Source organism: Prosthecobacter sp. (genome assembly GCF_014879935.1).
GTDB lineage: Bacteria > Verrucomicrobiota > Verrucomicrobiia > Verrucomicrobiales > Verrucomicrobiaceae > Prosthecobacter.
Genome location: NZ_JACSRD010000113.1, coordinates 19,174 through 40,058 on the forward strand (window position 1 = coordinate 19,174; position 20,885 = coordinate 40,058).

18 protein-coding genes are annotated in these 20,885 nt (G+C 62.2%); 7 read left to right on the forward strand and 11 right to left on the reverse strand.

Annotation, left to right across the window (positions count from 1 at the left end; genetic code table 11):
* Positions 1-10: 10 nt before the first annotated feature.
* From IAE77_RS08015 to IAE77_RS08025, 3 genes are read right to left on the reverse strand one after another with little or no spacing between them, the layout of a single operon-like run.
* Positions 11-346 carry a type II toxin-antitoxin system RelE/ParE family toxin gene (locus IAE77_RS08015; RefSeq protein WP_294224434.1) on the reverse strand — a complete coding sequence of 112 codons (336 nt, stop codon included), beginning with the start codon at positions 344-346 and terminating at the stop codon, positions 11-13.
* Entirely contained in the window at positions 343-606 is a 264-nt protein-coding gene (locus tag IAE77_RS08020; RefSeq protein ID WP_294224437.1) for a hypothetical protein, read from the reverse strand. Before IAE77_RS08020 ends, IAE77_RS08015 begins: the two co-directional genes overlap by 4 nt.
* Before the next feature lie 52 nt (positions 607-658).
* Complete coding sequence (locus tag IAE77_RS08025) at positions 659-2,104, reverse strand: DUF1501 domain-containing protein (protein WP_294224440.1); 1,446 nt, start codon at positions 2,102-2,104, stop codon at positions 659-661.
* Positions 2,105-2,289: 185 nt separating this feature from the next.
* Between IAE77_RS08025 and IAE77_RS08030 the strand changes: the two genes are divergently transcribed.
* On the forward strand, positions 2,290-2,556 hold the full coding sequence (locus IAE77_RS08030) for a hypothetical protein (protein ID WP_294224443.1): 267 nt from the start codon (positions 2,290-2,292) through the stop codon (positions 2,554-2,556).
* Complete coding sequence (locus IAE77_RS08035) at positions 2,549-2,890, forward strand: hypothetical protein (RefSeq protein WP_294224445.1); 342 nt, start codon at positions 2,549-2,551, stop codon at positions 2,888-2,890. The genes IAE77_RS08030 and IAE77_RS08035 overlap by 8 nt, the downstream gene beginning before the upstream one ends.
* A gap of 13 nt (positions 2,891-2,903) precedes the next feature.
* Here the strand turns inward: IAE77_RS08035 and IAE77_RS08040 are convergent, their stop codons facing one another.
* Positions 2,904-3,992: a DUF748 domain-containing protein gene (locus IAE77_RS08040; protein ID WP_294224449.1), complete on the reverse strand. Its 1,089-nt coding sequence runs from the start codon at positions 3,990-3,992 to the stop codon at positions 2,904-2,906.
* Positions 3,993-4,214: 222 nt separating this feature from the next.
* Between IAE77_RS08040 and IAE77_RS08045 the strand changes: the two genes are divergently transcribed.
* Positions 4,215-5,507, forward strand: a complete 1,293-nt coding sequence (locus IAE77_RS08045) for an amidase (RefSeq protein WP_294224451.1) — start codon at positions 4,215-4,217, stop codon at positions 5,505-5,507.
* 4 nt (positions 5,508-5,511) lie between these two features.
* Entirely contained in the window at positions 5,512-6,324 is an 813-nt protein-coding gene (locus IAE77_RS08050; RefSeq protein ID WP_294224454.1) for a tetratricopeptide repeat protein, read from the forward strand.
* Positions 6,325-6,488: 164 nt separating this feature from the next.
* Here the strand turns inward: IAE77_RS08050 and IAE77_RS08055 are convergent, their stop codons facing one another.
* The 6 genes from IAE77_RS08055 to IAE77_RS08080 all read right to left on the reverse strand — a co-directional run bounded on the left by IAE77_RS08055 (position 6,489) and on the right by IAE77_RS08080 (position 15,158).
* A complete protein-coding gene (locus tag IAE77_RS08055) occupies positions 6,489-8,528 on the reverse strand; it encodes a hypothetical protein (RefSeq protein ID WP_294224457.1) in 2,040 nt (679 codons plus the stop codon).
* A gap of 348 nt (positions 8,529-8,876) precedes the next feature.
* The gene (locus IAE77_RS08060; RefSeq protein WP_294224460.1) at positions 8,877-10,460 is read right to left on the reverse strand and encodes an aldehyde dehydrogenase (NADP(+)); all 1,584 of its coding nucleotides are present in this window, start codon (positions 10,458-10,460) and stop codon (positions 8,877-8,879) included.
* Between the two features lie 68 nt (positions 10,461-10,528).
* On the reverse strand, positions 10,529-11,875 hold the full coding sequence (locus IAE77_RS08065) for a tetratricopeptide repeat protein (protein WP_294224463.1): 1,347 nt from the start codon (positions 11,873-11,875) through the stop codon (positions 10,529-10,531).
* Positions 11,876-11,918: 43 nt separating this feature from the next.
* A complete protein-coding gene (locus IAE77_RS08070) occupies positions 11,919-12,971 on the reverse strand; it encodes a hypothetical protein (RefSeq protein WP_345780968.1) in 1,053 nt (350 codons plus the stop codon).
* Between the two features lie 400 nt (positions 12,972-13,371).
* Positions 13,372-14,199 (reverse strand): fumarylacetoacetate hydrolase family protein, encoded by an 828-nt coding sequence (locus tag IAE77_RS08075; protein WP_294224466.1) that lies wholly within the window; start codon positions 14,197-14,199, stop codon positions 13,372-13,374.
* A gap of 44 nt (positions 14,200-14,243) precedes the next feature.
* Positions 14,244-15,158: a cobalamin-dependent protein gene (locus IAE77_RS08080; protein WP_294224469.1), complete on the reverse strand. Its 915-nt coding sequence runs from the start codon at positions 15,156-15,158 to the stop codon at positions 14,244-14,246.
* 97 nt (positions 15,159-15,255) lie between these two features.
* On the opposite strand from IAE77_RS08080, the gene IAE77_RS08085 reads away from it, so the two are divergent.
* The 3 genes from IAE77_RS08085 to typA all read left to right on the forward strand — a co-directional run bounded on the left by IAE77_RS08085 (position 15,256) and on the right by typA (position 19,863).
* The gene (locus IAE77_RS08085) at positions 15,256-16,668 is read left to right on the forward strand and encodes a nucleoside recognition domain-containing protein (protein ID WP_294224472.1); all 1,413 of its coding nucleotides are present in this window, start codon (positions 15,256-15,258) and stop codon (positions 16,666-16,668) included.
* The gene (locus tag IAE77_RS08090) at positions 16,665-17,927 is read left to right on the forward strand and encodes an aspartate/glutamate racemase family protein (RefSeq protein WP_294224475.1); all 1,263 of its coding nucleotides are present in this window, start codon (positions 16,665-16,667) and stop codon (positions 17,925-17,927) included. Before IAE77_RS08085 ends, IAE77_RS08090 begins: the two co-directional genes overlap by 4 nt.
* A gap of 94 nt (positions 17,928-18,021) precedes the next feature.
* Positions 18,022-19,863, forward strand: coding sequence for a translational GTPase TypA (typA, locus tag IAE77_RS08095; RefSeq protein WP_294224478.1), 1,842 nt, complete (start codon positions 18,022-18,024; stop codon positions 19,861-19,863).
* A gap of 72 nt (positions 19,864-19,935) precedes the next feature.
* Here the strand turns inward: typA and IAE77_RS08100 are convergent, their stop codons facing one another.
* Positions 19,936-20,838, reverse strand: coding sequence for a DUF4159 domain-containing protein (locus IAE77_RS08100; RefSeq protein WP_294224480.1), 903 nt, complete (start codon positions 20,836-20,838; stop codon positions 19,936-19,938).
* Positions 20,839-20,885: the final 47 nt, after the last annotated feature.

Genomic DNA, 20,885 nt, shown 5'->3' on the forward strand with positions numbered 1-20,885 from the left:
GCGTCGGAGGTCATTCTTCGCCCGGCGGGTCGAGCAGACGTCGTGGCAGGTCCCTCATGCCATGAATGACGCGCACCACGGTCAGGACACGGCCGTCCGCACGGTAAAACACGACAAAGCGATCAAACGGCTGCTCGGCAGTGAGGCTGTGAAGTCCGGCTAGTTCCGGGTGTGCGAAACGGCGTGGCCGACCGAGGCCGGGATTGGTCGAAAGGTTGTCAAAAGTGGCCTTCAATGCCGCTTCGTAGCGGTTGGCGACATCGGCGTCCGCGTGCCGCAGATACCAGGCGAGCTGGAGGGTGATGTCCTCCGCTGCCAGATCGGAGACCTCGATGCGCAGACTCATTGGGCAGCCAGCTTGACGGCCCGCGAGCGCATTTCGGTCCACACCGCATCGGTGAGCGGCCGTTTGGGCGAACGGACGCCGGCCAGGAGCGCATCGACGAGGGCCGGATTATCATTGTTTGCATCCAAAGCGAGCTGCTGTTGCGCCTGGTGGCGGACAGCATCGCGGACCACCTCTTCGGCGTCGGTGTAGAATCCGGAGGCGACCTGCGAAGCGACGTATTCGCCGAGTTTGTCCGGAAGATGAAGTGTCAGCGTCATGCGCAGAGAGTAGCGACCGCTGAGGGCTTTCTCAATCGGGAAAAAGATCGCCTCAAGCGCGGATCTTGGTGAAGGGATTCCCCTCGTTCATGTCGATGCGCTCCGGGCGGCCTTTGTGGGTGTACACGAGGCGCGTGTGGTCGATGCCCATGAGGTGGAGGATCGTGGCGTGGAAGTCGTGCACGTGGATCTTGTCCTCCGCAGCGCGGAGGCCGAGGTCGTCGGTGCCGCCGATCGTGGTGCCCGCTTTGACGCCGCCGCCGGCCATCCACATGGTGAAGCCGGTCGGATTGTGGTCGCGGCCGTCGCCTTTCTCGCTCATCGGTGTGCGACCGAACTCGCCGCCCCAGACCACGAGCGTCTCGTCGAGCAGGCCGCGGGATTTGAGGTCGCGCAGGAGGCCGGCGACGGGTTTGTCCTGCTCGCCGCAGTACTTGGTGTGGTTGGCCTCGATCTTGTCGTGCGCGTCCCACTTGCTGCCGGCACCGTGGTAGAGCTGCACGAAGCGGACCCCGCGCTCGACGAGGCGGCGGGCGAGCAGGCAGTTGCGGCCCATGACTTCGGTCTTCGGATCATCGATGCCGTAGAGCTTCTTGATGGCCTCGGACTCGCCCTTGAGATCGACAGCCTCGGGTGCCTCGGCCTGCATGCGGAAGGCGAGTTCGTAGGCGCGGATGCGGGCGTCGAGCTCGGTGTTGTCGATGCGGCTGGCACCGAAATCGCGGTTCAATTTGCCGAGGAAGCCGAGTTTGCCCTTCTGGCGTGCTTCGCTGATCCCTTTCGGCGTGGCGAGGTTGTCGATGGGCGTCGCGCCGCCCTCGAATTCGACGCCTTGATAGGTCGCGGGCATGAAACCAGCGCCCCAGTTGCGCACGCCGTTCACGACCTGCGTTTCGGTGTCCTTGATGACGACAAAAGCGGGCAGGTTGCTGTTTTCGGTGCCGAGACCGTAGTTCACCCACGCACCGAGCGACGGACGGCCACCAAAGATGCTGCCGGTGTTCATCTGGCAGACGCCGCCGGCGTGGTTGATGCCGTCGGACACGCAGGAGCGCACGACGCAGAGCTCGTCGGCCAATTGCGCGGTGTGCGGCAGCCAGTCGGAGATCCACAGGCCACTTTCGCCATGCTGCTTCCATTCGCGTTTGTCGGCGAGCAAGGGCGCGCGGCTTTCGCCCATGGCGGTGATGACGGTGCCAAAGCTGTCGGGAAGCTGCTGACCGGCGAGTTTGCGCAGCAGCGGCTTCGGATCAAAGAGATCGATGTGGCTGGGCCCGCCCTCCATGAAGAGGAAGATGACGCTTTTGGCCTTCCCGGCCTTGTGCGCGAGCCTGGCGGCCTGCGGTGTGGCCGCTTTGCCACCGGCATCGCCCAAGGCGGCCATCAGAGGTGATTCGCCCATCAAGGCGGAGAGCGCCAGCGCGCCAAATCCAGCGCCACCTCGGCGGATGAAGTCACGACGGTTGGTGAGGAGTTCGTGATGAGGAGGGAAAGTCATGGGCGCGTTTTGATAACCACTAATAAGAGGCACAACGGCGGCTTTTGGACGCAATTTTCGCCTTTCGCGGCCGACGTGCCGCCTGGCAGCCATGCATGATCACTAAGACCGCCCGCCCGCGCACACGCGATTCAGTCCGTGACCTGTCCGACGGACCGCCGTCATCTCATTTCATTCCTGCTGCCATGACCACTGACATTCCAGCCCATCCTGCCGAACATGCGCTCTCCCGCTTTGTGGACAAAGCCGAAACGATGGCACGCGACGAGCCGGCGAAAGCCGTCGCCGCGGCCGTCGGCGCCGGCGTCGTCCTCAACATCCTGCCGCTTCGCTTCCTGGTCGCCAGCGCCAGCGCGGTGACGCTGACAATGCTGCGCCCTGCCCTGCTCACGCTTGGCGTGATCAAGGCCTTTGAACTCTGCACCTGCCACCGGAAACCATCCCATGAATGATCCTGCCGATATTCCCCCCACCGATGAAGAAACGCCGGAACAGCCTCCGACGCCACCCACCTTCCTCGGCCAACTGGAACGCGTGATCCGGCATCATCCCATGGCCGCCACGCTGGCCACCGTCGGCTTTGGCTGCGCGGTGGGCATCGCCGCACGCGAGCTGCTGGCACCCACACCCACGCCGAAAAGCCGTGTCATGCATCTGCTGGAGGACATCCAGAGCCGGCTTGCCGACTTTGCCGAGCCGGCCTACGACCGCGCCAGCGATCTCATGGACGATGGAGCGAAGGCGATGAAGCGCGGGGCGAAACGTGTGCGGCACCTCTTCGCGTGAGAGGAGCGGCCGCTCACTTCTTTTTTCCCTGCCGCTCCAGTTGGATGATGTTTTCGAGATTGGGGCCGTAGGCCCGCACGAAGGCGTTACGGAAGATGTTGCCGATCGTCGGCAGCACCGCGGCCTTCGGATCATCCACCCGGCCTTGCAACGGGATCATGGTGGCAAAGCGTTCCTTCCGCTGGTTGCGGAACAGGCGCGTGACGGAGCCCACAAAGCCCTCCCACAGCAGGTGAAGCGGATTCCTGGCATCCTCCTTCACATCCACGATGTCCACATCGTCGAACAAGGGCTTCAAGTAACCCCGCATGCTGCCATTCACGGCGGCAAACTCCGCCGCGATCGCCAGCGTGCCTTTCTCGAAGTCAAAGTTGGCGTAGGCCCGGGAGAAGTCATTGAGCCGCACCAGCGAGACCGGGCTCATCTTCAAATCCATGTCAAAGGTGGGCAGCGACGTGAAGGGATTGATCTCCATGTCCAGGTCCAGCCGCGATTCGCCCAAGGCACGTCCTCTCGCCTCGATGGTCGCCACCAGTTTCTCCGCGAGGTCCCGGCTGTTGGTGAAATTGCGGCCCAGGACGTGAAGCTGGTCCACCTTCAAATCGACCTTCGGCCGACTGTGGAAGTCCCGGTAATGAATCGTGCCGTCATGGACCTCAAACCGGTTCAAGTCGAGCGGGAACAGCCTGGAGAGCACATCGAGCCACGGCTTGTCCACGCCGACCTGCGTCGTGGCCTTTGAGGCACCATTCACGACGTTGATCACGGGTGATTCGAAGTCGATCTCGCCCACCCACGCCCCGTCAAACAGAGCCTTCCACTCGACCGAGAGCTTCACCGCCTTCGCGGCGAAGAACGGCACCGGCACCTTTCCCGTGGTCTTCACGATCTCGATGTCCTCGATTTCATACGCCCCCTGCCACAGCATCATGTCCACATCGCCGATGTGGCCGTCGTACTCCGGCATCTCGTCCAGCACCCGGTTCACATGACGCTGCACGAGCTGGGGCAGCGCGATGCGCAGGCCGACGATCAGCACGGCCAGGATGACCAGCACGGTGTTGTTCCATCGAAAAATGCGTCTCGACCAGCGGACTCTCATGGCAGGGATCTCCAGGTGAAGGCCGGAATCGCTCACGAAGTTCTTCCGCCCATGGGTGGCACACGACATCCATCGACCCATGCCATTCTGCCGGTTGTATGCTTTTCTCACCTCACGCCGTGGCACCTCCGCGTCGCCGAGATGTGGAACGATGCGGCCATCTGCGTTCACAAAGACGAATGGAAGGGTGAGTTCCAGTCCCTGGGATGGTGACCTCCCCCCATGACGCCCAACCACCGCCGCTTCATCCGCGCCTCGTTTGCCGCCACGACAGCGCTGCTGCTTCTCGGCAGCGGCTGTTCTTATCAAGAACGCCAGACGCGCCGGGCCCGCGCCCATGCATTCACCGCCTATTGGCCGCAACAGGCCCGCGAGGGCGAGTTGCGCCTCGCCATCAAGGACCTCATCGACATGAAAGGCGTCGTCACCACGGCAGGCTCCGAATACGTCGCCAAAACCAGCGCCCCGGCGGCACGCGACGCGCGTTGTTTGCAGATCGCACGTGAGCGCGGCATTCCCATCGTCGGCAAAACAAACCTCACCGAGCTGGCGGTCACCGTATCCGGCGAGAACGCCTACTTCGGCACCCCACGCAACCGGTTTGACGGCGTGAACGAGGTGATCCCCGGTGGCTCCTCCAGCGGCTCAGCCGTGGCGGTGAAGACCTACATGGCCGATGTGGCCTTCGGCACCGACACCGCCGGCTCCATCCGCGTGCCCGCGGCCTGCTGCGGTGTTTATGGACTGAAGACGACCTTTGGTCTCGTGCCGTTGGAAGGTGTTTTCCCCATCTCACCGAAGCATCTCGACACGGTCGGCCCCATGGCGAGAAATGTTCCCGACCTGGTGAAGGGCATGGACCTCCTCCAGCGCGGATTCGCCGGCCGCTACGCCAAAGCGGTCGCGAATCAACCGACCGGACGTCAGATCAAGATCGGACGCCTTTACCTCGACGGCACCGATCCCGCCATCGACGAGGCGATTGATCGCGCTCTCGCCGCCAGCCGCTTCAAGGTCGTCACGCTGAGTCCCGAGTTCAAGAAACGCTGGGAGCAGGCGCAGAGGGATGGCAAAGTCGTCGCCGCAGCCGACGCCTGGCTCACCGACCGCCAGTTCCAGAACAAAAAGGGCATCGACTTCCTCACCAAGGCCGTTTTTGCGCTCGGCGAGATCGAATACAACCTGCGATACGCTGGCGCCCTCCAGCGGCGGGCGGCCTGGCAGCGCACGTTGCGCGCCGTGTTTGAAGACGTCGATCTCATCGCCGTTCCCACGCTGCAAGGCCTGCCGCCGAAGTTCCCCTTCTGGGGCTCCACCGTACTGTTCGAGCTTCGTGTGTTCAACATGCAGAACACCGTCGGCGTGAACTACGCGGGCAATCCTGCGCTCGCCATTCCGGTGCCGATGCAGCCCCAGGGCCGCGTCACCCCGGTCACCAGCCTGCAATTGATCGGTCCCCGCAGGGGTGAGGCCCAGCTCATCAATGCCGCCCGTATCATCGCCGCCAAATCCTGACGCCATGAGACTCTCCTCCACCCTCGCAGCGGCTCTCATCGTCATCGTGCTGACGTGCGGCCTAGCGCACGCGCAAACTGCGAATGCAATCACCCCGCCACCTCCTGAAACGCCCGCCAAGACCCCTGCCGAGCTGCTCATGGACAAGGGAGACGTGTTTGATGAGAAGTTTCAGGCCAACCGCGCCTTGAACTACTACCTGCAGGCCCTCGCTCTGGAGCCGAAGAACGTGCCCCTGCTTCTCCGCATCGCCCGCCAGTATCGCTACCTCATGGCCGAGGCACGCGGCAACGAGGACAAGATCAAGCTCGGCAACACCGCCCTCGGTTACGGCCAGCGGGCGGCCGCCCTGGCACCGAACAACTCCGAGGCCCAGTTGTCGCCCGCCATCACCTACGGCAAGATGCTTCCCTTCCAAGGCAGCAAGGCCCAGGTCGAGGCCACGCCCCACATCAAGGAGGCGGTGGACAAGGCGCTGCGTCTGAATCCCGACAACGACAACGCCTGGCATGTGCTGGGCCGCTGGCACCAGGTGCTCGCCGGCATCGGTGCCGTCAAACGCACCCTCGGCTCGCTCATCTATGGCAAACTGCCCGTGACCACCAACGAGGCCGCCGTGGCCTGCTTCGAACGCGCCATCGCCATCAATCCGCGACGTTTGCGACATCACATCGAGCTCGGCCGCACCTACGCGCAGATGGGCCGCACCAAGGAGGCGCGCCAGGCGCTCCAGCGCGGCCTCGCCATGCCCGAAAAAGAATACGACGACCGCGAATTGAAAGCCAAAGGCCGTGAAGCGCTCGCCAAGCTGCCCTGAACACCCTTCCGGGTAGGGCGCGTTGTCCTCAACGCGCCGCTTCATCCCGGAACGGAGCTTGGGACCAATCCCCCAGCCATCCATGGCAAACTCCTTCAAAGGCGAACGATCAAGCTCGGCGGCGGCGGTGGAGCCCCATTTCTGCGGCATCCCCTCCCTGCTCTCTAGAACTTCGTGCCTCGCAGCCTCACAAAGAGTTTCTGCCCGCTGTCGTTGGGCACGCTCTCGCGGAGAAAATATACAAAGCCGGCCTTCCGCTCGTCCACCAGCGTGGCGCCATCCACGAAGTAACGGCTGTATCCAAAGGAGGGCCCCTGCCCCGCGTAGGTCGCGCGGGCCGTCCACGTCACCAGATCGGTGGAGGTCTCCAGCGTCAGGTCGCCATCCACCACGCGCTCATCGACGCGCACCTCGATGATCGTGTGATCCATGCCGGGTGGTGCATCACTGTCTGGAAACACACCGGCCTTCAGTGCGGCAGGACCCCCGGTGAGCACGTCGATGAAATCCAGCGGCTGCGGTGCGCCAGCACCGCCCTGCATGGACAGCGTGCCTGTGAGCACATCGATGATGTCTGGCACTCCATTCTGGTTCTTGTCCGGCGCATTGTCGGTCAGTTCCCGGGCCAGATATACGGTGTAGGCGCTCACCTCGATGGCTCCGATGTCGATCTTTCCTTCCTCGGACTCTCGCGGATTGCCCACGATGTCAGCCGTCAGCGGTGGAATGTGTCCTCCAGTATTCACCTCGGGATCACCGGCGTCCACGCACGGGCTGAAGGCCAGCAGCACCACACCACCTCCGGCAGCAGACCTCATCAGGAGATCATCCGCCTGGATGTCAGAAGTGACTGTCTCGAAGGAGGAGTCCGCGCTCTCATAGGCATTGAAGCCCAATGACACAGTCTCTCCCGCTTGCGAGGTGACGATATCCGGCTCGTTCCCGCCCCTGGCACCGCCCGCGATGGCGCAATGCCCGAGATTGGTGGTGCCACCGCTGACCGTCGTGATCAGCTTGCGCCCGTTGTACAGCGTGCAATGCAGGAAGGTGGCCGTCGCAGCCACGTTCAGCACGGCCATGTTTGAATTGATGATGGCACAGTTCACCACCGATGTTGATGCACCATTGATGGCGACGAGCGTGCCGCCCACCTCACCATCTCCGATCATCCGGTTCCCATCGAAAAAACAATCCCTTGTCACCCCCACAGCCTGGCTCCCTTCCGTAGCCACCGCTCCTCCGCCAGAATCACGCGCCACGTTATTTTTGAAAAGGCAGCGCAACAGCCGGAGGCTGCCTCTATTGACAATGCCGCCACCCAGCTCGCCCACGGGCGATCGTCCATTCTCCACGTTCACGTACATAAGCTCGACCTTGCGCCCGGCCGCCACATTCAGGATGCGGCACCCGCCCTGGCCATCCAGTGTGATGTCGCCATTGCCCAGGATCGTGACCAGCTCCGCATTGACTCCCGTGGCCACCAGTTCCGAATCCAGCGCAATGGTGCCCGATACCAGGATGGGAATGGCCACCGGCTCATTCTCCTTGGCAAAGGCCCGCCCCAGCGCCTCGCGCAGGCTTTGATCGCCTTCGGCATGGTCGCCATCGTCCTCATCCACCAGCGTATCCACCCGGATGGGCTCCTCCTCGGTGGTGTACACCAGTTCCACCGTCCCCCGCACAAAGCCACCGTCCGAACCCGTCGCGAAGGTGACGGGCACATAATACTCATCCGGCTGGTCGATCTCCTCAAACAACGCCACCACGCCGGGATTCCATTGTCCGTTGAATGACACCGGCACCTTCACGCTCTCTTCATCTTCCACTTCATAAAAGCCTTGGTAGCCTTGGTTCTCCACCAGGCAGTTAGCCAGGTACTCGCCCACCTCCTGCGGCACATACGTCGCCGTCAGCCGCACATGGCTGCCCGCCAGATTCGCCGTCTGGATTCCAGGACCACCTGAGGCCATGATCGTCGAAGGCGCACTCACCTGGAGAAGAGCGCCATGCAGGTAAACTCGGTAGCCCCACACCTGTCCCAGATTGATCTCCGTCACGCTGGTCGCAGCCACATACCTCTCAGGCAGAGACTTCACCGGCTGGTCGCCCTGTTTTTGCTCCAGACTCGTGATCCTCGCATGCTTGAACTTCAGCGGCACCTGCGCCCGTGCTCCCATCCAGGCAGGCAGCAGAAAGGCCAGCATGAGGTAGAAGGCAGAGAACGGGGGCAGCGCAGCCCGCATGCCGGGCCGCCATCGTGCGGACGAGTCTTCATGGTGCGCGTGGTTTTGAAGTCGCAGGCCCCCAGGCCCTGCGGAACGTATCCGGCCCGGATCATGGTACCACCCCACCGAAACAGCAAGCCTGGATTTCGTCCTTGGAAACCCGCCCGAAGACCACCGCCGATTGATTGAAACCTGCTTTGAGGGCATCGCCCGGGTGCTTGCCGCCTCTTCCCGTCCTCTGTGTGCCATGAGTTGTCACCGGGTTGAAGCCTGACACCGTTTTCATGCCCCCGTTTTCAGGAGCTTGGGTGTTCGGGTGCTACCGACTTACCTCTTCAGTTCGCCATCGACAATCCGCATCGCGCCACGCGGATTCGCGTCCTGAAGCAGCTCAGGCAGCGCTTCTTCCGGGAAGCCTTGATAGCAGACGGGACGCACGAACCGATAAATGCTCGCGGTGCCGATGCTGGTGAAGAAACTGTGGCTCGCGGCCGGATACGGGCCGCCGTGATGCATGGAAGGGCACACTTCGATGCCGGTGGGGAAGCCGTTGAAAATGATGCGACCGACCTTCTTTTCCAGCGCACGCACCAGCGGAGCGAACTCGCGGAGATCGTCCACCGTGCCGTGAATCGTCGCGGTCAACTGGCCTTCGAGGCTGTTCGCGTAGCGCAGCATGTCGTCCAGCCCCGGGCACTCGGTGATGATGGAGCACGGACCGAAGACTTCCCTGTTCAGTTCGGAATTCCCTTCCAGGACGTCAATGGTCGTGGTGAAGATCCGGCAGGCAGCCTGGCTGGCTGTTTCCGCAGGAGCCGTTTCCGACTGTCCGGCCAGTTCCAGGCCGTTGATCGTCCGCCACACCGCCGTTCCGGCTTGATAGGCTTCGCAAATCCCACGATGCAGCATCGTCTGCGGCGCGACCTTGGATGCCATGGCGGCGGCGTTGCTGATGAACTGCTGCAGGCCATCACTCTTCAAGCCCAGCACGATGGCGGGATTCGTGCAGAACTGGCCCACGCCCATCGTAACGGAGCCGATGTACGCCTCCGCGATCTTCGATGCACGCTCCTTGAGCGCTCCGGGCAGCACGAACACCGGATTCACCGAGCCCATCTCCGCATAAACCGGAATCGGGTGCGGACGCGCCGCGGCGACATCCATCAGCGCACGACCGCCACGCAGCGAACCGGTGAAACCGACCGCCTGAGTGATGGGATGCTTCACCAGCGTCGTGCCGATGTCGTTTCCTTTGCCATGCAGCAGCGAGAAACAGCCCGCAGGGAGCCCAACCTTGTGCAGCGCGTTCAAAACCGCGCGTCCGAGCATCTCACAGGTGCCGGGATGCGCCGGATGGCCCTTCACCACGACCGGACAACCGGCGGCGAGCGCACACACCGTGTCGGTGCCGATCACACCGATGGCGAAGGGGAAATTGCTGGCGCCAAAAACCACCACAGGGCCGAGCGGCATCATCACGCGGCGCACATCCGGCTTCGGCAGTGGCTGGCGATCAGGAATCGCGTGATCCACACGCGCATCCGCCCAGGAGCCCTCACGAATCAACGAGGCGAACAGCTTGCACTGGCCGATCGCGCGTCCACGCTCGCCCGTGAGGCGTGCCATCGGCAGGCCGCACTCCGCATGGGCGCGTTCGAGCAAGGCATCGCCAAGAGCAGTGATCTCATCCGCGATGGCATCGAGAAGATCCGCCCGTGTCTCCGGCGTGGCGAGCCGTAACGCGTCAAACGCAGCCTCCGCCGCACGCAGGGCCTCATCCGCCTCCGCATGGGTCGCGTCGCCATACGCTGGTTCAAGCTGGGCGCTCGTGCTGGGATTGAAGGCGTGAAAAAGGTGACCGTGAGGCGCGGCCTCGCGACCAGCGATGAAGTGATGTCCAGTGAGTGTCATGAAAAGTGGGAAGCTTGATGGCGAGTCATAGCCAGATGCAGCAGTGAACGCAAGAATTGCATGGCATTCTACGCAGCTTCCAATTCATTCAGAAACGCTTCGATATCTCGAGCGAGGGGATGCCCCAGGGATTTGTAGATGACCAAGGCATTGCGAGCGAGCGAACGTCCCTCTTCATGCCTGCCCATGGCTCCATGCGCCAGCGCCGAATTCCAGATGGCTCTGCCCTCCCCGCGCCAATCCCCCACCTCCCGTGAAATAGCCTCTTGTTGCGAGTAGTAATCAATGGCCTTCTGCAAATCGCCCAGATGCCTGTGCGTGACGCCCAACGTGCCAAGCGCTCCAGCCTCCCCCCTGCGATCGCCAAGTTCACGAGCGATGAGCAGGCTTTCCTCGGCGAGTTCGATGGCTTTGCGATCATCATGGAGGTCGGCATGAACGTTGGCCAAGTTTGCCAATGCCGTGCCTTCGGTCTTACGATCCTTGATCAATCTCGCCAGCGACAGGCTTTGCTCATGGTATTCCAACGCCTTTGGGAGATCATTCATTCTTCGGCGGATGATTCCCAGATTGGAAAGTATGTTTGCCTCCATTTTGAGGTCTTGCACGGCACGGGCAATTTCAAGGGCTTGCGCAAATGATATTTCCGCTAGTTCCAGGTCGCCGATCTCCGCCAGAGTCCCGCCGAGGTTTCCAAGCGCTGTTGCTTCCCAACCTGGCGCTTGCAGCTCACGCGCGATCTCGAACACTGCTTGAAAATCATGGCGCGCCAGCCTGGCATCGCCCATTTGCTGCCTGGCGATGCCGATCGCGTTGAGCGTGCGCATCTCATCAAATCTGGAGCCATTGGCCCTATAAGCAGCAAGCTCCTCCAATAGCTTGGTGACGCGCACTCCGGGATGAATGCGTTGATCATCGCTCCCGATCAAAACGCCTTCTTCATCCTGTCCCTGTGATTGCGACATACGCCGCGTTCGCAGGTCAAAAACATGACTTCGCCAGTGCCACAGGTCCGGCGCTTGCTTCACGAATGCCTGCTCAAGCATCTCCGTCATCCAGATGACGAGCGGACAAGGGCAGGCGGCGACAAACAATTCGCGATGCAAGTTGGCGGACGCCAGGAAGTCTGTGTGTTTCGCGGCTGCGAGTTCAGGATTGTACTCAACCCTGCCCTCCAGATTCACCACCATCACCACTGGGCGCATACCAGGCGACAAACGGGTGAGCGAGAGCTTCACATGTTCGAGCAGCATCCTTCCGTGCTCGTCTTTGTCGAGATCAACCACCAGCAGTTGCAGCGCATCCTTTGCGAGATCGCCAGCGAGCTCCTGGATCATTGCATCACGCCGCACCGGATCATTATGCAAGGCCAGCGCGAGCCTGAACTCCGTGACCTGCCGGACAAACAGCCCCATGGCCCGCAGCTCCCGGCCAGAGCCGTCCTCCACTTCCGCAGGCCTAGGCTTGACTGGTTTTTGCGAGGGCATCTTGGAATGGGCCGGTTTCGCGGATGGCGGGATGCACGTCATACCATGAGTCATCGCCGTTGTATTCAAGCACTGCCTCATTGCCGATGAGTTCGGCAAAAAACTCACGCGCGGAAGCCACCCGCTCGGTGGTGGCCTCCGCTTCCGATATTTGATAAGCGCCCTTGGTGCGGTGGATTTCCGCCAGGATCGGAAAATAGACAGACATAGGCATGAGCAGGCGGGTGAAGTTGACGGCCTTCTTTGTGACTGCCGCCCTGGCACTTTTCATATCCACTTTCGGCTTGTGGGAGACCTGGGCTTCAAGCTGAGCCTCACTCACCAGCCGCAAAAGCTCGCGCACACTACCGCCACTCATCTCTGCCAGGTAGCGGACTACGCTTCCACTCCGGAAGACCGCCTTGAGGGAGAGACGCTTGCCAAGCAGCGTGACGAGGCTGTCCACACCCGCCCTGTGCGCACTGCCATCACGTTTGCGCACCTTCACATTCGGCATCGTGAACACGTTGCCAAAAATAGGGCCTATGTCGAGGGGGGCGAGATTGAGAACGAGCGGGGCGGTGTAAACCACGTCAGCCCGAATGTCGGCGAGCATTTCTCCTCCGCTTTCGAACAAGTGCCAGGCTCTCTCACGCGGACGGATGCGGTCCAGGTTGTCCTGGACAATTAGCAGGCGATCAGGCTTTCCAGCGTCTTTTAGCACAGCGCGAGCATGATCTAGAAAGTCGTTCACACGGTGACGCAATTCAGTCGCGTAATTCTGCACATTTTGACGAATGTCTTTCCGCGACTGCTCGCTGCCGACGATCATCGACTTCAAACGAGCCAGGAGCTTGAGGGAGAAAATGCCCGGGATGCCGGTTTTTGCGGATGCTTCGGCCTCCGCAGTCAGGCCAATTTCCTTTTTCCACTCTGTGGTCTTGCTGATGGTTTTCTCCGCAAACCAGACAGCCACCTCGGAAAGAGCCGCCTCATTCACAGGATGCCCCCTGCCGTCAAACTGCCGGGCGATCTCATCCACCATCCAAAGGAAAAGATCGCTGTAATGACAGTCAGACTCCAGGCTGGCATCGAGATAGATGTGGACCGGCGTGAAAGTCCCCTCTCTCTCCAGATCACGTTCAAGATGCCGCAGGTAGGTGCTCTTGCCAGTGCCGCGGCTGCCGACAAAGGCGCACTTGGCGAAGGCATTCGGTACTTTCGCGGCGTTTCGAAGAAAAGTTTCGAGCTTGGTCAGCTCTTTCGTTCCCCTGCCTTCATCCAGCCGGGTGTAACGCGGGTCCTCCGGTTCGAGTTCAAAGAGCATCAGTTGTTGCGCCGCCTCCCCCAGACTCACGGCAGGAGTCTGCGGTTGGGCGAATGTCAGAGCCGAACTCATGTGGGAATGATGCGATGCAAGTCCAGGGATGCAACAACGCAGCACCTCAGGCCATCGGATTCGCCAGCGTGCCGATGGCGTCGATGGTGATCTTGACGATGTCGCCGCTTTGCAGCGTGAATTCGTCGCCGGGGACGATGCCGGTTCCTGTCATCAGGAAGGCGCCCGTGGGAAAGGTGTTGTCGCGATAAAGGAAGCCCGCCAGCTCCTGCGGCGTGCGTTTCAACTGCGCCAAGGTCGTGTCACCTTCAAACGCAGCCGCGCCATTGCGTTCGATCCGCAGGTGAATGCGCGTGGAGGAGGCCAGCGGCTCGTTTTGAATGAGAAGTGCCGGACCGAGCGCGGCGCAGAGCTTGAAGCACTTCGCCTGCGGCAGGTAGAGCGGGTTTTCGCCCTCGATGTCACGGCAGGAAAGGTCGTTCCCCACCGTGTAGCCGATGATCTCGCCGCGGCTGTTGATCGCCAGCGTCAGTTCCGGTTCCGGCACCATCCACTTCGAGTCGCCCCGCAGATGCATCGCTTGATTCGGATTCGCCACACGCTGCGGCGTGGCCTTGAAGAAAATCTCCGGCCGCTCGGCGGCATACACGCGGTCATAGAAGCTGCCGCCGCCCGCGTCCTTCGACTCCTCCATGCGTGCGGTGCGGCTGCGGAAGTAGGTGACGCCCGCGGCCCATACTTCCTGGGACACGATCGGTGCCAGGAGGGTCTCTGGCGCCGGGGCGGCGACGGCTGGCGACGACGCCACGATGCCTGTGAGGTAGGTGACGAGATTGGGCGCGTCAAAAAGCGCGTCCCAGTTCGTTTCGGGCAAGCGGTGCCATGTGTCCTGCGTCTGGATGAAGTTTCCCTGGCTGGTGCGGTAAAGAAGCATGAGGCCGCCAAGACTAGAGGGAGTCGCTGTTCGCGCAACCGGCGTCACCGCTGAATCTTCAGCAGCACATCGTCCAGCCCGTGCAGGCAGTTGGCCCACAGGATGTCCACTTCGTTCAGCGTCTCCCGGTAGCTCTCCGCCGCACGTCCTCCCACGATCAGTTTCATCGTCGCAGGCAGAATGTCGCGCATGCGCCGCAGTTTTCCTTCGATCACCGGACATTTTTCCGGATACACCACGCTCAGAGCCACTGCACGGGCATTGCGGGCGGCGGCGCAGGCGGCGATCTCCTCCACGGGAAGATTCGGGCCCAGATAAGTCACGTGCCAGCCCAGATCACGGGCCGAGGCAGCCACGATGAGAGCTCCAAGTTCATGCAGTTCACCCGCCGGAGTCGCCACCACGAGTTCCGGTGCATGCGCGGCGATCTGGCTGCCCGGGACCGGTGTCAGCAGCAGCTCGCGGATCACCGCCGTCGCGATGTGTTCATGGCTCGGGCGCAGCGTCCCCTGCTGCCAGCTTTCCCCGACCTTCAGGATCATCGGGCAGATCACATGATGCAGCATGCCACGCTGGCCAAGCTGACGCCGGGCCTGCGACAGGACGCCCCGCAGCGCATCGGAATCGTATCGCTTCGACGCCTCGATCGCGGCCTCCACAAACTGCCCCGGAAGCTCCAGGCCGCCTGCCGGCGCGGGCACGGCTTCTGCGTTCGCAGGAAGCTTTCGCACCAGTTCCTCCAGCTCCGCCGTGCAAAGCCCGGCCACGCGGCCGATGCGGTGCCCGTTTTCTGTCAGCAGGCGCAGCAGTTTCAGCCGCAGCACCGCCTCATCACAATACATCCGCCGGTTCGTGCAGGTGCGGCTCGGGCTCAGGGCATTGTATCTCCGCTCCCAGATGCGAATCACATGAGGGCTGACACCGCTGGCCTGGCTGGCACGCTGGATTGGGATGGGCATGAAAAAAACGAACGAGAGTTGGCTTGAGGCTGGAGCTGGAACGATTACGCATTGCCCTCGTTCCTGGTTACCGCGTTGTCACACATTTCGCCACAAGATGCTGAACTACATCTGGTCCTTCCTGATCCTCGCCGGCCTGTGTGCCGCGGCGCTCTTCGGAAACATCTCCGGCGACACCGGCGTCGTGGCCGCCATCCTGTCGAAATCGAAGGCCGCAGTCATGGACATCGCCCTGCCTCTGGCCGGCTTGATGATCTTCTGGCTCGGCGTCATGCGCGTGATGGAAAAGGCCGGGCTGCTGGAGCTGGCCGCACGAGCGCTGTCCCCGGTCATGCGCCGCCTGTTTCCCGATGTCCCGGCGGATCACCCCGCGATGAGCGCCATGATCATGAACCTGGCCGCCAACATGCTCGGCCTCGGCAACAGCGCCACGCCGCTCGGTCTCAAGGCCATGACGCATCTTCAGGAGCTCAATCCAAACAAGCAGACGGCCAGCAACGCCATGGTGACCTTCCTCGCCATGAACACGGCCGCCTTCACCCTGGTGCCGATGACTGCGATCAATTACCTCAACGCCGCCCGCGTCAAAGGCGCGCATCAGATCATCATGCCGACGATCCTCGCCACCGCCTGCACCGTGGTGACGGCCGTCGTCGCGGCGAAGCTCTACGGCCGTCTGCCCCTGTTTGCCATTCAGCCCGACGACCACAGCGAAACCGGGGCCAAAACAACCGAAACAGCGATGGCGGGGGCCGGATCGATCTCCCCAAAACGCAAAGCCTGGCTCATCGCCCTGCTCGTGATCTTCGGTGCCTGTGCCACGCTGGAATTCCTGCCCGCCACCGCACGTGAAACCGTGCTGAGAAGTTCCGGCTTGGATCAAGTCGTCGTCCAGGCAAAGCAGAAAGCCGTGCCTGCCCTCAAACCGTCCGCATCAGCGCCTGCGGACGCTGACGCACCCGCAGCCGAGCCCGTGTGGAAGCGCCTCATGAATGGCGGCTCCGGCCTTGCGATCCCCATCATGCTCGTCGTCACGCTCGGTGTCGGCCTCGCCAAAGGAGTGAAGGTTTACGAAGAGTTTGTCGAAGGAGCGAAGGAAGGATTCGCCGTCGCCACCCGCATCATGCCCTTTCTCGTCGCCATGCTGGCCGCGCTGGCCGTCTTCAGCAGTTCAGGTGCCCTGCTCCTCCTCGAGTACGTGTTGCGTCCCCTGCTCTCCTTCATCGGCTTCCCGGTGGAGCTGCTGCCCATGGCGCTGATGCGTCCGCTCAGCGGCTCCGGCTCGCTCGGCGTGCTCAACGACATCCTTCTGCGACCGGAGAGCACCGATCTGCTAAAGTACACCGCCGCTATCATGTATGGCTCCACCGAGACCACCTTCTACGTTCTGGCCGTCTATTTCGGCAGCGTCGGCATCCGCCGCATCCGCCACGCCCTCGCCGCAGGCCTGACCGCCGATGTCGTCGGTCTCGCCATGGCCGTGATCATCGGCCGCATGCTGTTTTCATGAAAACTCTCCTCATCCTCCTGTCGTTCGCCATAGCGCTGCCTGCCGCGGATCTCATCGAGCACGCCCACGCTCATCCCGACGGCAAAGCCGCCTTCAGCTTTGATGCCTCCGCTTGGCAGAACAGCGACGCGACACGCCATCTCCCCATCGGCGTGTTCGATTCCGGCATCGGCGGCCTCACCGTGCTGGAGGCATTGCTGACGCTCGATGCGTTTCATAACGACACCTTGCGGCCTGGGGCCGACGGACGGCCGGACTTCGAGCGGGAACGCTTCATCTACTTCGGTGATCAGGCCAACATGCCCTACGGCAACTACTCCGCCGTCAACCGCACCGACTATCTGCGCGAATTGATCGTGAAGGACGCCATCTTCCTCCTCGGCCGCCGGTTCTGGCCTGCTGATGGCAAAGCGCCGCAGTTCACCAAGCCGCCCGTCAAAGCCCTCGTCATCGCCTGCAACACCGCGACCGCCTACGGCCTCGAAGACATCCGCCAAGCCGTCGCCGCATGGAAGATCCCCGTGATCGTCGTCGGTGTCGTCGAAGCCGGGGCACGGGGAGTGCTCGAATCGAACACGGAAGGCGGCATCGGTGTGCTGGCGACTGTCGGAACCTGTGCCAGCGGCGTTTATCCGCGCACGATCAGTCAAACCCTCGGCCTGGCCGGCAAAAGCGTGCCCGTCATCGCCCAGCAAGGCAGCGCCACGCTGGCCGGTGCCATTGAAGGCGACACCGCCTTCCCCGAATCCGTCTCTGCTTACGCCATGAAGGAAGCCCGCGCCCTTGCGGAAGCTTATTGCGACTCCAACCCCACGAAACCGCTGCAAACCATCGTGCTCGGCTGCACGCACTACCCGCTCGCCAGATCGGAGATCGACACCGCCTTCGATTCACTGCGCAAAGAGGAGGCCTTCCGCGATCTCATCGCCGAAAAACGCCTCTTCGTGAATCCCGCCGAAGCCACCGCCCGCGAACTGTTCCGCGAGCTCGCAAAGGCCCGGCTGCGATTGAAAACCGCTGAGACATCCGCCTTGGAGCATCACCAGTTCTACCTCTCCGTGGCACGCCCCGAACAAAGCGGCGTCCGTCTGGCTGCCGACGGCAGTCTGGACAAGGACTACAAGTACTCCCGCCTTCCCGGCCATCTCGAAATCGAAGACACCCGGAACATCCCGCTCACGCCCGCGCTGCTGCCACCCGCCAGCCTGAAACTCGTGCGGGAGCGACTGCCGGCGGTGTGGAAGGCCTTGAGTCGTTGAGTCTTTCATTCGGGGCGAAACAGGTGCAGCGAAGTGGTTGCCACTTGGGCATTCGCGACTACTCTCGCGGCCCCCTTCCCCCAAAAACCTGCCCATGACCCCTGATAAAATCCGCAACATCGCCATCATCGCGCACGTCGATCACGGCAAAACGACGCTCGTTGACGGCCTGCTGCGCGCCAGCGGCAACTTCCGCGAAAACCAGGCGATCGCCGAGCGTGCGATGGACTCGATGGACCTGGAGCGGGAGAAGGGCATCACCATCAAGGCAAAGAACACCTCCGTTCACTGGAATGACCACATCATCAACATTGTGGACACCCCCGGCCATGCCGACTTCGGCGGCGAGGTGGAGCGCGTGATGAAGATGGTGGATGGCGTGATGCTCGTGGTGGATGCCTATGAAGGCCCGCAGGCGCAGACGCGTTTCGTTTTGAAGAAGGCGCTGGAGCAGGGCATCAAGCCCATCGTGCTCATCAACAAGATGGACCGCCCGCACATCGAGCCCCAGAAGGTGCATGACAAGGTTCTGGAGCTGTTCCTGGAACTGGACGCCACTGAGGACCAGTTCAACGCCGCGTTCGTCTATGGCAGCGCCCGTGCTGGCTGGGTCACCGACTCACCGACCGGCCAGCAGCACGACATGACCTTCCTGCTCGGAAAGATCGTCGAGCACATCCCGGCGCCAAAGGCGGAGGTCGAAGGCAGCTTCGAAATGCTCGTGTCGAACATCGACTGGGATAATTTCGTCGGCCGTGTGGCGATTGGCAAAGTCACACGCGGCAGCGTGAAGCTCGGGGACCGTGTGTTCCTGCTGGGCAAAACGCCGGATGAGAAAGCGAAGCCGGTCAAAGTGACCAAGGTGTTCCAATACACGACACTGACCACAGGTGAGTCTGTGGAGGGCACGGCAGGCGACATCGTGGGCATTTCCGGCTTTGAGGACGTGGACATCGGCCAGACTGTGGCCGGAGCGGCCGACGCGATCGCCCTGCCCTTCGTGGCGATCGATCCACCGACGATTGTGATGCAGTTCGCCGTGAATGACGGCCCGCTGGCCGGCCGCGAAGGCGAACACGTCACCTCCCGCAAGATCCGCGACCGACTGGACCGCGAGCAGAAGATGAACGTGACCATCAGCGCCAAGGACACCGACCTCGCTGGCGTTTTCGACGTGAGCGCCCGTGGCGCCATGCAGATCGCCGTTCTGGTCGAGCAGATGCGCCGTGAGGGCTTCGAAGTGCTCGTCTCCCGCCCGATGGTGATCATGCAGCGCATCAATGACGAGCTGTGCGAGCCTTTCGAGACCCTCTACGTCGATGTGCCGGACGACTACCTCGGCGGCGTGATGAAATCGATCTCCGAGCGCAAAGGCAAGATCGAGGACATGAGCGCCCACAACGGCCGCACCAGCCTGCAGGCCTACGTTCCCACCCGCGGCCTCATCGGCTTCGAGTTCGACCTGATGAACCTGACCAGCGGCCACGGCATCCACAGCCATCTCTTCCGCGAATACGCCCCGCATGCCGGGCCGATGCAGACCCGCTCCACCGGCACGCTGGTGAGCACCGAGGCTGGCGAGGCCACCAGCTACGCCCTGGACACCATCCAGGTGCGCGGAAAGCTCTTCATCGGCGCTGGCGAGCAGGTGTACGACGGCATGATCATCGGTGAAAACCCGCGTGCCGACGACCTCCCGGTGAACCCGACCCGCAGCAAGCAGTTGACGAACTTCCGCGCCGCCGGTTCTGACAAAGGCATCCAGCTCACGCCCCCCGTGCGCTTCAGCCTGGAGCGTGCCATCGAATACATCGCCCCTGATGAGCTGGCGGAATGCACCCCGAAAAGCATCCGCCTGCGCAAACGCATCCTCGATCACAACACGCGTCTGCGTGAGCGGAAGAAGTCCGAAGCACAGCTCGAAGGCGAGGAGTGACCAGTATCCGGGCCATTCCTGGTCCGCGCTGACGGCGACGGCGGAGGGGGCAGAAATGCCCCCGTCACTGCTTCAATGCGTCAGCGCGTAGAAGATGATGTTGATGCCCAGCGGATAGGCATACTTCTCTGAGAACTCACGGAAGTACCACGGGTCCGTGCCTTCCTGCTCCCAGCCCTCCCCCGTGTCGGTGTTCCAGCAGATCACCATCATCAGGCGGCGCTTGTCATCGAAGACGCCGCGGTAGTGCACATGCTCGGAGCCCGGTTTGTCGAACTCATACGTGATGCCCTGATTGATGACATATTCAGCGTAGCGGATGTGCGGGATCTGCGGCTTCACCTTGAGCGGGAAAACCATGTGGAAGATCTCGTGCTCGAGCGGGATCTCCTCGATCTTGCGGTCCGGCCAGATCTGCTTCAGCGCCACTTCGAAGTTGTCCCACTCCCGCGTGCCCCAGAAGTCATCCACCATGATGAAGCCGCCATTCAGCATGTAATCCCGCAGCGTCTTGGCCTCCTCGTCGGCCAGATTGATGTCCCCGACCTCGATCATGTAGAGAAAGGGATAATGGCGCACCTGCTCGGGATCGATGTCCACCACAGCCCCATTCGGATTCACCTGCAGCGACGTGAGCTGCTGCAGGCGGTAGGACATGTTCATGTCAGAATCTGGGTAATCGGTGGACCACTTACGGTTCCGCCCCCAGCCTCCACGTCCACCGCTGGATGAGTTGTAGCGGACGCGGGCGAAGGTGAAGACGTCATTCGGCAGATCCTTGCTCACCGGCCACGTCGGATACTCGTTTCCGTAGCCGCGGCGTGGATAATCACGCGGATCCTCCGGCATGCTGCCGTCCTTCACGCCAAAATGCGTCGGCTTGCCGCCGGCCGCTTCGTTTTCAGCCGCCCAGACGAAGCAGGCGATCATCGCAGCGGCTGCGATGACCAGGGGCGCGACACGTGGCAGTTTCATGATTGGCCGCAGTTCTACGGGACGCCGCCGCAGATGACAAGCCTGCA